The 14290-nt window shown below is 27.4% G+C and carries 13 protein-coding genes; 6 read left to right on the forward strand and 7 right to left on the reverse strand.

The features are described 5' to 3' along the window. Positions 1-605: 605 nt before the first annotated feature. Positions 606-926: a hypothetical protein gene (locus ACFFGL_RS12305; RefSeq protein ID WP_309727557.1), complete on the reverse strand. Its 321-nt coding sequence runs from the start codon at positions 924-926 to the stop codon at positions 606-608. Between the two features lie 186 nt (positions 927-1112). Here ACFFGL_RS12305 and ACFFGL_RS12310 point away from each other — a divergent pair, with 186 nt between their 5' ends. The 4 genes from ACFFGL_RS12310 to ACFFGL_RS12325 are packed head-to-tail and all read left to right on the forward strand — an operon-like array spanning position 1113 to position 5004. Beyond that, positions 1113-2462 carry a S41 family peptidase gene (locus ACFFGL_RS12310; RefSeq protein WP_309727558.1) on the forward strand — a complete coding sequence of 450 codons (1350 nt, stop codon included), beginning with the start codon at positions 1113-1115 and terminating at the stop codon, positions 2460-2462. A gap of 36 nt (positions 2463-2498) precedes the next feature. Further along, complete coding sequence (locus ACFFGL_RS12315) at positions 2499-2711, forward strand: hypothetical protein (RefSeq protein WP_309727559.1); 213 nt, start codon at positions 2499-2501, stop codon at positions 2709-2711. A 54-nt stretch (positions 2712-2765) separates the two neighbouring features. Next, positions 2766-3938 carry an arginase family protein gene (locus ACFFGL_RS12320; protein WP_309727560.1) on the forward strand — a complete coding sequence of 391 codons (1173 nt, stop codon included), beginning with the start codon at positions 2766-2768 and terminating at the stop codon, positions 3936-3938. Beyond that, positions 3928-5004 (forward strand): lysophospholipid acyltransferase family protein, encoded by a 1077-nt coding sequence (locus ACFFGL_RS12325; protein WP_309727561.1) that lies wholly within the window; start codon positions 3928-3930, stop codon positions 5002-5004. The genes ACFFGL_RS12320 and ACFFGL_RS12325 overlap by 11 nt, the downstream gene beginning before the upstream one ends. Here ACFFGL_RS12325 and ACFFGL_RS12330 read toward each other — a convergent pair. Then, positions 5001-5312 (reverse strand): hypothetical protein, encoded by a 312-nt coding sequence (locus tag ACFFGL_RS12330; RefSeq protein ID WP_309727562.1) that lies wholly within the window; start codon positions 5310-5312, stop codon positions 5001-5003. The genes ACFFGL_RS12325 and ACFFGL_RS12330 overlap by 4 nt on opposite strands. 689 nt (positions 5313-6001) lie before the next feature. Beyond that, a complete protein-coding gene (locus tag ACFFGL_RS12335; RefSeq protein WP_309727563.1) occupies positions 6002-7291 on the reverse strand; it encodes a site-specific integrase in 1290 nt (429 codons plus the stop codon). A 658-nt stretch (positions 7292-7949) separates the two neighbouring features. On the opposite strand from ACFFGL_RS12335, the gene ACFFGL_RS12340 reads away from it, so the two are divergent. Next, a complete protein-coding gene (locus tag ACFFGL_RS12340) occupies positions 7950-8765 on the forward strand; it encodes a DNA adenine methylase (RefSeq protein WP_309727564.1) in 816 nt (271 codons plus the stop codon). 2 nt (positions 8766-8767) lie between these two features. Then, entirely contained in the window at positions 8768-11056 is a 2289-nt protein-coding gene (locus tag ACFFGL_RS12345) for a DGQHR domain-containing protein (RefSeq protein ID WP_309727565.1), read from the forward strand. 385 nt (positions 11057-11441) lie between these two features. On the opposite strand, the gene ACFFGL_RS12350 is transcribed toward ACFFGL_RS12345, so the two are convergent. The 4 genes from ACFFGL_RS12350 to ACFFGL_RS12365 all read right to left on the reverse strand — a co-directional run bounded on the left by ACFFGL_RS12350 (position 11442) and on the right by ACFFGL_RS12365 (position 14247). Continuing rightward, on the reverse strand, positions 11442-12176 hold the full coding sequence (locus tag ACFFGL_RS12350; RefSeq protein WP_309727566.1) for a hypothetical protein: 735 nt from the start codon (positions 12174-12176) through the stop codon (positions 11442-11444). A 98-nt stretch (positions 12177-12274) separates the two neighbouring features. Continuing rightward, complete coding sequence (locus ACFFGL_RS12355) at positions 12275-13327, reverse strand: hypothetical protein (RefSeq protein WP_309727567.1); 1053 nt, start codon at positions 13325-13327, stop codon at positions 12275-12277. Positions 13328-13470: 143 nt separating this feature from the next. Further along, complete coding sequence (locus ACFFGL_RS12360; protein WP_309727568.1) at positions 13471-13965, reverse strand: hypothetical protein; 495 nt, start codon at positions 13963-13965, stop codon at positions 13471-13473. A gap of 3 nt (positions 13966-13968) precedes the next feature. Further along, on the reverse strand, positions 13969-14247 hold the full coding sequence (locus ACFFGL_RS12365; protein WP_309727569.1) for an XRE family transcriptional regulator: 279 nt from the start codon (positions 14245-14247) through the stop codon (positions 13969-13971). Between the last annotated feature and the right edge of the window lie 43 nt (positions 14248-14290).

Here is a 14290-nt window from a genome sequence, read left to right on the forward strand (position 1 = left end):
AAATACCCTTAACATTAGTGTAGCTAATACATTTACCAACCAATAATCATAAAAATAAAGCTGTTTGCTGTTTATGATAAAGTCACTTAACAAAAATAATAAGAATGTACTTGCATAATAAATTGTCAGACCAGAGATAAAGTAAAAATTACAATTTTTCCACAAATTAGGAATATTCATTTTTCTAAATAGTTTTTTTAGCCATAAATAAGAAAAAAGAAATACTAATAAGGTTACTAGACTTTTGTTGATAGTATTAGATACGAGAGCATTATACTCTATCCAATAATAAAAAGATAAAATGTAAGTAATAACAAAAAACAATAAAAGCAACTTAAACATCCTTTTATTTTGGGGGTTTACCAAATAGTAAAAGAAATAAAATAGTGACATAAATTCTAACAAAGAATATACCTGAAACCAATAGGAAGAATCGATCTTAAGGAGGACACTCCCCACAAATTCATAAAGAGAACCAATAGCTGTTAACCATATAAATGGGATTATTGCTTGCTTTAAAAAAAACGCCTTGTTTTTATAAACTAATATTATAAATGGAATAAAACCAGAAAAAAGAGCTGTATAAAAAAAGAGATTATACAAATTTAATATTTTATTAGCGGGCTAGATTGAGGACAATTACTGGGACAAGGAGCCAAGTTTTCTATAATCACGCCCTCGCTTAAATCTTCTCCATTTTTATCTACACCTACTAATACGAGATTAGACTGATGGTAATTTTGAGTATTACTACCGTTATATATACGCACTCCTATACAACCATCTTGCGAAAGAATTTGCTGAAGTTTTTTAGCACCAACGAAAAAAGATTTAATCGCCTCTTGATTGTTTTCCTGAAATGTATGAGTATAATTTTTTGCTTCTTCTAGGGTTATGTTAGAACCCGTATCACTGTTTAGTATCATAAAAGAATTTTATAAGGTTAAACTCAAATATCTAATTTAAGTTTTAAAATAACAATACGGGAAAACACGTATAAAATATTTCCTTTCAATTTGAAAATTACGTAAAATCACGTATTGTGTATAAAACTTAATTATTTGAAATTTGAATATTATGTTCTGGTAATAAAATCGGAAAAGTTTTAAGTTATGAAATTTTTAATTACAACTTTACTTTTAATGTTAACATTATCTTGTGAGGGGCAATCTTCTAAATTGGATAGCACAGATATTTATCTTGTTACTTTTAAATCTGATGATATTGGAGATATCAGATTTTATTTAAAAATAAACACTAATAGTAATGGGAAAATCTATGGAGGCTCCTTACAAAATAAATACAAAGAAAATTTCAATTTTCTAGATCGGCTTAAAATAAACTGGTTTTCTGGAATTAAGGATAAAAGATTAATTTTTTTGGATGGGAGTTATAATAATCAAGGTGAATTTAAAACGGCATTTTACTCACCGTTAGGAAACTATTACTTCAAAGGGAAATTCCATAATAATTCAATTGAAGGAAATGTTACAACTAGCAAAGGGGTAAAAAAAGGAACAATAACCGGAAGTTTGTTAACTAAGGACAAACTTTCTCAGATTGCTGATTATCAGAAGATATCAGAAAAGTTTTTTATTGCTTTTGAAGGTAATTTTTTTAATCCTGTATTTCTGAAAAAATCTAAATATCAAAATTTTAAAGACAAAGTATTGAAATACTCTACTAAATCTATAGATGATTTGCATTATGTATTTTCAATATTTTATTACTTAAGAAGCCTACCTCACTCACATATTGCTATTTGGAGAGATATTGAAAATGAAGAAGAAATTCTTGAAGAAAACTTAAATGAAATTTCATACGCTTTCGAGGATGGATTAGGGATTTTAGATATTAATTCTTTCAGTTATGAAAAGAAAACTATCGATCAAATTTTTGATGAAATTTTTAAAAATGATCCTGAAGGATTAATAATAGACTTAAGAAATAACCCTGGTGGTAGTATCGGTCCGGCAATAGAGTTAAGTAAATTTTTGGTCAATTCAGAAACTAGTGGTGGATATTTTTTATCAAAATCATTCTATGAGGCAGAAAAAAAATCCTATGATTCATGCTTTGTTTTTTCAGAGGGAGATTTAAATCTTTTTATGGATGCAATTGAAGAAAATGAATGTATTGAAGTTAAAGTGTTTCCGGGTGATAGAATTTTTAATAAGCCTATATATATAGTGGTAAATGAGAGTACCGCTAGTACTTGCGAACCTATAGCTTATGCCTTAAAAAAGCAAAATAATATATTTTTAGTTGGAGAAAGAACGGCTGGTAAGATGCTAAGTACTAAAAAAGTGAAACTAATTGACAACTTTTATCTATTTGTGCCAAATGCCAATTATGTTACTACTGAAAGTGAAAGTATAGATCAAAAAGGTGTGGCTCCCGAAATCTTGATTGATGATGATGAAAAAACTTTAAAAAAAGTAAAAGAGCTTATTATGAAATAAAACTTTAATCTATTGTTTAATTTAAATATTATTATTATGAAAATCACTAAAGTAAAACTTAAGTATGAGAAACCAACTTTTCCAGGAGGTCTTTCTGTTGATGAAATGCAAGAAATTTTAATGAAAATGGATTGGGAAAATGGAGAAGAAGTAGAGAAAGAAACCAAACGTTGCAATAATCGTTGTAATGGTAACGATACTGATTTGGAAGTACCTGCAATGAGTGTGGAGACTCGACTAAAGAGATAGTAAATTTTCAAACCAAAGTCCTCTTTTAAAATTAAAAGAGGACTTATTTATTTTATGAATAATTATTATTTGTCACCGTTTTTTAGCGTAAAGAATGTTTTTAACAAATGTTATTTAGAACATAAGTTTACAAAGAAAATTATTGTTATTCCCAATGAATTATCAAAATTATTTTCTGAGCCCTATAATAAATTATTTGGACTTGAAAGAGAAATAATTTATACAATCCCAAATGAATTATTAGAAGTACTTATTGAAGAAAATATAATTTTAAAACGAGGAACTACTTATAAAGATATATCTTCTTTTTTTGTGAGGCCTCAAGTAACTTATTTAGGACTTCCATTTATGAACATTGATAAGGTTTTTGATAAAATAGCCCTCTTCGGAGTCCCTTATAAGTTAGGAAATGACAGCGAATCTAATCTAAACAAAAATAATACTATAGCAAGAAAGTATGGTAATAAATATAATCTAAATATTCATTCCTATAATTATTCAGCGGAAATAAAAAAGAAAACTTTACAAAACGATTATAGAAATGTTTGTGATATAGGAGATGTTTTTATAAATCCTAGAGAATTCAGTGACTTATCATTTAAAAAGATTTCCAATTTTTCTAAAAAGATTGTAAATCAAGATAATAAATTTATAGCTATAGGTGGCGATCATTCTATCACATACCCCCTTTTTAATGGTGTAAAAAGAAAATTTAATGATTTGGTGTGTATTCACATAGATGCTCACAATGACCTTTTTTTAAGTTCAGAATGTTTTTTTTATGATTTGGTACCAAGTCATAGTTCGGTAATTGCTAAACTTTTACTTGAGGAGAATGAGGTACATAGCTTGGGACTTAGAGATTATGTAAATATCGACTCTTTACATTTGACTAAAATACCAAATTATTTTTTTCATTTTAGTAATTCTAACGAAGCTTTTTTGAATCAGGTTAGTGAAATAATAACTAAGATAAATAAAAAAAAAGTGTATATAACATTAGATATGGATGTACTCGATCCAAAATTTTATTCTAGTGTAACAGATCCTTTACCTAATGGCATTTCCCCTAATGTGTTAATGAAAGGACTTCAAACTATTTTTAGTGAATTAGAAGTTATTGGTTTAGACATTGTCGAAGCAAACCTTAAATCCGATAATGTACTTGACACTCATTTTTTCTTAGATTTATTAATCCAAATAATAGACTTCTTTTATGAAAAGTAACGAAATAAATGAATTGTATAATTCAATCCAAAATATTAATATATTTGAATCAGATAAATGGATACATGACTTTAATTTTATATCTGCATCAATTGGCGCACTTTTACCAGACTTAAATTTTGATCAGCACATAAAAATTGCTAAAGAAAGTGCTTTCTATCAAATATTATCATCTAGAGATGAAAGAAATTATGATTTAATACGCAGAGTTAAAAAAATAGATTTTAATCTAAAAAATAGAATATTAGTAACCTTTCATTATTCATCGTATAGATTATTAAATTCATTATTAATTTCTTGGTCAGTCCCTTTTAAATTAATTGCTGATGATAATTATATAAAGAATCAAGGAACTTCTACAGTAGAATCTTACAATAAAATTGCTGAGGAATTAAATGTAAATGCCTATGATTTTGAAATTATAAATGCAGAAGAGAGAACAGTAGTATTCAAATGTCTTAAAGCAATAGAGGAAGGTTATAGTCTTGTATTTTATGCTGATGGAAATTCCGGTACTGGAGGAATGACGAAAAATCAAAAAAACCTTATTAAAATTCCTTTCTTAGAATCTGAAATGTATGTTAGAAAGGGGATTGCAGTAATTGCAAGCTTATTAAAAGTCCCTATTTGTACAATTCTTTTGAACAGAGATATTAATTCAAATTCTGTTGATATATTTTGCGATAACATCGAATTTCCCAAGAATAGAAAGAATAAAAAGGAATTAGAAGATTGTACAATTAAAATTTTTAGAAACCTCGAAAATTTATTAATTAAAGAACCAGGTCAGTGGGAAGGTTGGTTCTATTATCACAATTTTATAGAATTTAATAATAATGCTTCCATTAACAATCTAAGTAATACTTCAATTTTTAATAATAGATGGTATGGAATTGGTAAATTAGCTGGTGTTTATTATATTCTCAATAAAAAAACATTAAAATTGGTACCAATATCTAAAGAGGTTTATTTGGAATTGTTGTACATTATAAAAAATAATAAAATTAAAAAAGACTTTCCATTGTTTAAAACTTTAAAAGAAGAAAATGTCCTCATAAATATTTAATTATTTTTGAGAAAATTCCGATTAAAATGTGAAACTATTTTTATTGACTCCTTTCTAAATTCATCATAACAAACCATCCGCTCATCATCCGTAAATTCATCCGCAATTTTATCATTATTTATAGCATCAACAAATTGATCGTTCACATTTTCCGCGAGATCTCTAACATCCTTCTTGACAGTCATTATATTTTTATGCATACTAGAAATTCCAAGTAGATCTGAAGAGGTAGGATTTTTTTTTAGGCTATTAAGATTAGTTTTTAATTTCTCTAAATACATATTCTTTATTTCTTTTAATGAATGCATATATAAAAAGGCTTTATTTACAAATATCTAATTTAAATTTGAAGTTGTCAATACGGGAATTCACGAACCTATCTTTCTGAAAAGTTCATTAAATAGCAAATTTGTTGAGATCCTAAATTTATTAAAAATTGCTTATCATAAAAAGCAGCAGCATTAAAACTGCTAATCCCAATTCAATCCAAAATTATCTAAAATAAATGTTATTGAAACTAAGCGCTTTTTTATTATCTAACAACCAATAATTTAATTTTAACAAATACGTAAAATCACGTATTGTCTAACTCATTATTATTATAGATTTTTGAAGAACATTTTAAAAACCCATTTAATCCATTAAAAACCAAGTTATAAATATTAGAAAATAGTTGGAGCTGTTTCGGCTAAAAAAATTATAGATTAAATGCTAGTAAATGTTTTTTAAATTTTATTTGAGTAAAAAATAAATTTCTAACATTTCAATTTAATAATTGGGGTAAAAATTTATAGAGTATATAAAACGTATAGCAAATACTGACCAATATCAAACTCTATTAAATTTTAGTTAAGTTAATGTTAGAGCATAAGGCTGTGGGAAACTGCAGCCTTTTTATTTGCTAATGTCATCCAAAAACGATTTATTTAACAAGTAATAGAAATTAAAAATAGTAATCAATACAAGCAATAACTTATATAGTCATTTTATTTCTATATTAATTTATGCTTTTTTCCTTCCAGTACTCCTTCAGCTTAAGAGCATATTCTTTAGGTGTTATTTTAATATAATCTAAAAACTGGCGTTCAGTTTTATGACCTGTAATTTTCATTAAGGTAAGAGTATCTAATTTTCCATAGTGATTAGTCGCAAAAGACCTTCTACAAATATGTGTAGAAACCAGTTCGTATTTTGGAAAAATTCCACTTTTTTTTCTGTATATTTTCTTTCCTTCTTGAGATTGCTTAACCATCTTTGCTCCTTTTACTAGTTTATTAATTTTAGCAATTTTACAAACTTTTTTTATTCGTTGATTTAATTTAGGTTCGCTAATAGGTTTTGGAAAACCATTTCCTTTTTTTAAGATTTTATCTACTTGAGGGTGAATAGGAATTATTACTGGAATTTCAGTTTTTTTATTAGAATTAAAGATAAGTCCATCCTCTATATCATTCATGCTTAGAGAAAATAAATCAGATATGCGTAAACCAGTCCAGAGACCTATGATTAGCCAGTCTCTAGCATTATCGTATTTTTCACTGAAAGAAAGATCTAGCTTGAAGATTTGTTCGATCTCATTTTCATTTAAATAAATATTCTCAGTGGTTTTAAATGGAATATAAAAGTCTTTATGTTTATACTCAATATTAATTTTCAGCCCTTTCCGCTCTGCCTCACCACAGAATAAACGTATACGTCTAATATGACCGCCTATAGTGTTTTCATTTAGCTTTTGTTTATCCTCTAAAAAAGAAATAAAACCTTTATGAAACTTCAAATCAATTTCATGAATACTAAATTTACTATTAATAGACTTTTCATAGGCTTCTATTTTTTTCTTCGTAATCTTATACCAACGGATGGTCTTATCGGATATTCTTTTTCCTGTTTTTCTGTTGATTCTATTTTTTGCTTCTTCAATGAAGTTTTCAATAAAACCAGTGAATGAATTATCTAAATTTATTTGTTGATCCGTTTGAATGATATCTTTTTTGAAAAATTTATTAATAACATTCTTAATCCAAAATTTATCCGGCGTCTCCCCTTCACCTAAAGTTTTAAAATACTCTTCTTCAACAAAAGTTTTTAGTTTACTTAATTTTTGATTGATTTCTTTAGTATAATCAGAATTGTTTATTTTTAATTTTTGTTTAGCCTTACTCCAATCATTTGTTTTCACCTTTAATTTAGTAGATGTTTCTAAGTCAAACTGATTTCCTTGTTTAAATCTTATATAAACAATTGATATATCATTTTTTCCCTTAAGTCTAAAATTGATACTTGCCATATTCCCCTATTATTTCCCCCAAATCTAATAGAAATTGTTGTAATATCAAATTAAGAGACAACTACAATTCTTACAAAATCCTAAAACAAAAGGTCTTATATATATTTATTGTAATTTAAGATAAAAGGTTTGAATCCTGGCAAGGTCACTAAACAAAAACGCAATTATCTTAAATTTAGATAATTGCGTTTTTTATTTTAATTATTTAGTCCCAAAATAAGAGTTTAGATTTTTAATGCTATGTCAAAAAAGCTAAAAAATTATTTAAAAAAAATTTTTACTTTAACCTCCTCCTCTCTTTATATATTCCAATTTCTTTATAGGAATTCAACCCTTAATTTTAGTATATACCCTAATTGCTCGTGAAGCGTTAAAATTATTAGTAAAAATCCTCTAATATGTAATAATATATCAAATTTCAATCTCACTAAAAAAAATATTTAAATACTATATAGTTTCACTTAGTAAATAATAAATTAATAAAACCTCAAAGTCTAATACCATACAATATCAAGGTTTAATTTGTTAGAAGGAATTATTAAATAATATTCTAGCCTCAATTTATATAAAAAATCAAGTCACCTGTTAAATTTTTAACAGATACATTTTCTATTGTTTTAAAAAAAGTTTAGTTTTAAAAACTAATAAATTAATTTAGGTGATAGAAAATAAAGCTACAGATGCTAGTCCAATTTTAAGGTGGGCTGGTGGGAAAAATTGGTTAGTTAAGCATATTAATAAACTAATACCTGAAAATTTCAATAATTATCATGAACCTTTTATTGGAGGGGCTTCTATTTTTTTGGCAGTTAACCCATCCAATAACACCTATATTTCTGATTTAAATAAAGACCTTATAGACACCTATAAGGCTGTAAAAGAAAATCCAAAAAACGTAATTGATAATCTTAAAACATTTGAAAACACTAAAGAGTTTTATTATCATTTAAGAGAACAAGAACTAAATAATGAATATGCTAAAGCAGCGCGTTTCATTTATTTGAATCAAACTTCTTTCAATGGCATATATAGAGTTAATTTGAAAGGAAAATATAATGTTCCTTATGGACATAGGACTAAAAATTTTATAGAAGAAGAAAAAATTTACCGTTTAAGTGAAAGATTTCTTAATTCCACAATTGAATGGGGCGATTTTGAGATAAATAAGGATTATATACAAGAAAGAGATCTAGTTTTTTTAGATCCTCCTTATACAGTTTCACATAATAAAAATGGATTTATAAAATATAATCAAAGGCTTTTTTCACTTGAAGATCAATATAGACTCAGTGAATATATTGACTTCATTAAAAATAGAAATGCTTACTATATTTTAACAAATGCAGCTCATGAGAAAGTCAAAGAAATTTTCCATAAAGGTGATAAAAGATTTGTGAAAAATAGAGCTAGTTTAATCGGAGGCAATAATTCCAAAAGGGGAATTATTGAAGAATACATTTTTACTAATATTTAATTATGACAGAAGAAGTAAAATTGAAATTATTTAAAAAAATCATTTCTGAAAATGACATTGCGAAGGAACTTCGAAAAAGAAAAAAAGATCACTTTACTGTCAGTATTCCCAAAAAAAATGTAGCAGAAATAGAAGAATATACTGAGAATGGATGGCTTTTAGATAAAGAATTTATTAATAAACAAAGATTCAAAAAGGAAAAAAGTCATGATATCTTATTTGAAGATAAAGTTTGGTCTTTATTTGCTTCTTTAGGATTTAAATTTATGAATCTAAATAGAAAGTTAGAAATACCGTATGATAAGCATAATCCAAACCTTACTCAGCAAATAGATGTTTTAGCAAAAGACGAAGAATCAATTATCCTCCTTGAGTGTAAATCAACTAAGGAAAAAAATAAGAATGGGGATTTCAAAAAGGAGTTAGAAGCTTATAAAAGTAAAATGCACGGTATAAGGACTTCTTTACGGCAAATCTTTCCTGATGAAAAACTTAAATTTCAATTTATTTTAGCAACTGAAAATTATTCCATATCTCATAATGACATGGAGCGGTTGAAAGGTATTAATGGAATTCATTTTGATGATGAAGCAATTAGTTACTATTATGAAATGTTAAAACAAATAGGTCTAGCCACACGATATCAACTTTTAGGCGGTATCTTTTATGGTCAAGAAATACCTGAAATGAATAATGAAATTCCTGCCATTAAAGGAAAAATGGGAGGACATACTTATTACTCATTTTCCATTGAACCCGAAAAGCTTTTGAAAATAGGTTATGTTTTACATAGAAATAAAGCTAATCTAAACATGATGCCCACCTATCAGCGTATTATAAAAAGAAATAGACTTAAATCTGTTCATAAGTTTGTAGATGATAAAAAAGGTTATTTTCCTAATTCTATAATAATTAGTATTGATTCAGGCAATAAAAATGATTTAGAGTTTAAAAAAGCTAATACCCAGAGTGATTCAAGTATATCTAAAATTGGCCTTCTTTACTTACCAAAAAAATATAGATCTGCTTTTATAATTGATGGACAACATAGACTTTATGGCTATGCCAATTCAATTTACAAAACTAGTAACTCTATCCCTGTAGTTGCTTTTCTAAATTTGAATAGAACAGAACAGGTAAAACTATTTATGCAAATAAATGAAAACCAAAAAGCAGTTTCGAAAAACTTGAGAAATACTTTGAATGCTGATTTGTTATGGACATCAGATAACTATACTGAACAATTAACAGCTTTACGATCTAGAATTGCAATATTTTTAGGAGAAAGTAGAAATTCCGCTTTATATGATAAAATTTCAATAGGTGAAGATAACAAAATAATTACTCAGCAAGCTTTCGAGAATGCATTGAAGAAATGCAATTTTTTAGGAAAGGTTTCTAAGAATAGAATAGAGAGATTAGGTTCATTTTACAATGGAGATTTAGATGAATGTTATAATCGACTGTCTGAATTACTCAGATTTACATTTAATTATTTTAAGAATTGTGTTCCTAACCTTTGGGATGATCCCAATAGTATTATTGTTATAAATAAAGGGATATATGCAATCATTAAAATTCAAAGTGATATAATTGATCATTTACTTCATAAAGAGATAATATCAAAAACACATAAACCAAAGGTAATTTTCGATGAAAGTAAAACTTATCTTGACTCATTAATTATATTTTTTCAAGATATGGATGAAGAGACTGAAAAAAATTTACGTAAAGCATATGGTACGGCGGGTGATACAAAATATTGGAGAACATTGCAACAAGTGATTCAGGATGATCACCCTGAATTTAGTCCCTCGGGATTAGAAGAATATAGGAAAAAAGAAGAGAAAGAATATAATACGAAAACATTCGAATATGTTAGGGAGATAGAAACTTTTTTTAAAGAAGATTTTAAAGAAAAGCTAATTAATGAATTTGGAGGAGGTTGGCTGAAAAAAGGAGTTCCCCCAAGTACTTTAAAAAAAGCGCATGATTTAGCTTTTGAAAAAAATATGCAAATAGAAGATGAGGATAACGAAGTAGAAAACTGGGATTGCCTAACTATTATTGCGTATCGTTCTATTGCTTTAAAAAACTGGAGACCTATATTTGAAAAGGAATATTCTAGATTAGAGGAAGGGAAAAAATCAGGAAATAAGGAAGATAAAACTAAATGGATGGTACATTTAGAGAAGATAAGAAATAAAACAGTACATGATTATTATGTTTCAGAAGAAGAATTCTCTTTTGTTGAAAATATTTATGATTGGTTAATTAAAAATAGAAACTAAAAGATTATAGTGAAATTACAGAATTTAAGAAAACCGAAAAGTATTTTTAAACTCTTATTCCTAATTCTGTTAAAATATCCGATTTAAACTTACTAAATGGTCTTTTATAAAGATTAGACTAATCTAACTCTGCACAAAAAATCAACCTATATCATCTTTTTCCTTATTAATTTCTCTACTCTATCCTTTCTGCAAATTATCTAACACTTTTTAGATTTAATTTTTCTCTTAAATTTTTTTTAAACTCTTGACGCTTCCTTAAATACTCTCTATTAAAATGAGATTTATCAAAATTTCCTTTTCTGTTTTCTTTTAAAAATATAATTGAAGTTCTCACTTGAGAAGGATTGATTGAGCATTATTTTATTTTTTTAATTATATAGATTTATATAAGTCTTTGTGGGGGTCTTTTTTTCATTTTATTTGTACCCATTTTTGTTTCAGTTGTCCATTTTTTTGTTCTTGAGATAAAAGATTCTAGTAGTTGAAATCTAGTGTAGTAATTATTAAAATGACCTTTATTTGGCGATTCGATTAACTCTTCCAAAATATCACATAAAGATTTATTTATAACAAACCATTTGCTGATTTCTACAAAATCTAACGCTTGTATTTTGCCAGTGATAGTATAATTTAGAGAAGTATTTTTACTATTTAATGCAACAGTTAATTGACCATGAGCAATCTTGTTTCTTAAAATACTAGGGGTTAATACATATGCTTCTATTATCCGAGAAAGCTCTAGTTTTTTATTTGGAATTTCAGAACCTTTTTTTGTTTGGTTGAACTTTCTAAAAGCTAACTCTAGACACTTTAACCATTTCTCAAGATTAGAGGGTTGCTTTAAAATTTCATCTACTTCAGTTTGCTCAAATCCATAAGGTGTTAGAATCACTTTCATAAAACGTGATTCTGAAAAAGTAGAATAAAGCAAAGCATATAGTTTAGTTTGAATCTCAACCGTTTGAGTTTTGCCTGTTTTTAATGCACGATTTATTGTTCTCTTTAATTCCTTTTCAGCAATTAGAAAATCTTGGACATTTTTCACATATGCCTCATAGTGTTTATGTGTGTTTGCGTCTGGCATAATTTTTTGTTCTACCACACCGGTTAACGCCATTCTCAAAACAGTATTAACCGGCAGGGATCGAACCTGCGACCTCTTGCTTTAAAAGCAAGCGCTCTACCTTGCTGAGCTACGGCTGCTTCTTTATATTTTTATATTCTTCCTTCAATTGTTCCAATAAAATTAATTAATGATAGAGTGGCTATCGAACACAATGATGCATCTTTTTTGGTTGCAGTTCTTTTGTGTGTCAAAGCATTTGCCAAATCTAAAGTCGAACGAGCATACTGTCTCAGTATTTTGTTAGAGGAACCAGATAATTCAACTGCGATATATGCTTCTAGCAGTCTCTTAGCATCCGTTTTACTTACTTGGGTATCATCTAAAATAGGGTGTTTATCCTCAATAAAGACTGATTGAGCTAATGTTATAATGGTTTCTCTGCAAAGTAATCCGATTACTTGAAATTGTTCTTCTTTTGAAGCTTCACTTTGTCTTTTTCTAATTTCTTGAACTGACCTTTCCAATCGTTCCCAGCCTTTTAAATCTATTGTCACATTAATAGACTCTGCTTCTTCAGTTTCAAGAAGAATTTGAACTAACGAACTATATAATTCTCTAATAAATGCTCGCCTTTCTCGATAAGTTATAAAGTCAGAACTCCATTTCCCATACCAATCCCATAAGTCCTTGAAGTGATTAGGATTTTGAAACCCTAATCTTTGTAAAGCTTTATTTACAGCATTAAATTTTAGTTTGTATTCATCATTTATTTCCTGTATTCGTTGACCCCCTGTTGAAACAGATATCATTGTGTTTTTTAGAAATTCTATATCTCTAATCAAGTCTTTTTTTGAGGTTAAACCTAAAATCTTCGTCCAATCAATCTTGGGTTGAGCTTTAGGCACGATTCTAACACTTGAAATTGACTCACTTTCCAAATGACGAGTTCCGATTTCAAATGACTCTAAAAGTTCTGCTTCTATCTTTTCAATTCGGTCTCTAACCTTTACAAATGTTTCAACATCAACATTTAAATAAACCGTGAAGAAATAAATACCACCATTAAAATTATCATAACCTGTTTCTTCGACATTTAATTCGGAATCATTTAGAAGTTCTAGTAATTGATTTTTTCCATCTGCCTTTAGAATTTCACAGGTAGTATAAACTACTTTTCTTATTTCTTCGGGTTTTTCTAGCATTTCATATTCAAATTGTCACAACATTTTCTAATATAGATTAATTAGAAAGAATTTATTAGTCAGTTTAAAAATTTAATTAGCTTTAAAAAATTCCATTTTACAAAAGATATTTGAATTCTATAAATAATATCAATTCATATTTACTAGTCTCTTAATATTAAATTTCTATATTTTGACCATCCGTAGATATATTCACGAATTTCCTGAACTCTATTATTTAAATCAACTTTTCCATTCCTAATTCCAACTGTTAATTCTAGTCCAATTAAATAATTAAAAATTCCAAGGGTGTCCAATTCGGGTTTTTCATTTTGATCTTTAGACCCTGGATTTAACCAATGAGTATAAATGTGGTAATTTTTGTCAATAAAATAATCTATTGTTTGGCAAACATCTTTTCTGTATTGCATCGAACAAAGAACAATTGTAGGATTATTAACAGTTATTAATTGACCAACATAAGTTTCACGTTCTTCAGGACTTCCACTTACTAAAAAAACATTTACATATTCAGTTTCATTAAGATATAATTTTTTCAATTTAGTTCCTGTCTTAACAGTTCTACCAAATAATGAATTCCAAGTTGAAGATTTTCCTGAATTCCTTTTTCCAATCACAGAAATTAATAACTTTTCCATGTTTCATTTAAATAAATCATCATCAAAAAAATCCTTAAGTGTAATTCCTATGATTTTACAAAACTCATCAACTGTATAAATTGTGATTCCTCTTCCAGACTTTTTACCAGTATTTTCATCAATTTTAATCTGACTTTCCCACCTACTTATAATCTGTTTCTCAACATTATATTTTCTTACAAAATCCATTTGCTTGGAACCTGTAAACTCTTCGCGAAGATTTTTTATTCTGGTAGCTATCTTATTAGCAAGGATTATTTTTTCTTTTGAAAGTTCAGCCATATGGCAATTTCCAAAAACAACATAAAAATTAAGTAAGCCATTT

The sequence above is a fragment of the Mesonia maritima genome, assembly GCF_042433895.1.
In the GTDB taxonomy this organism is placed as follows: domain Bacteria; phylum Bacteroidota; class Bacteroidia; order Flavobacteriales; family Flavobacteriaceae; genus Mesonia; species Mesonia maritima.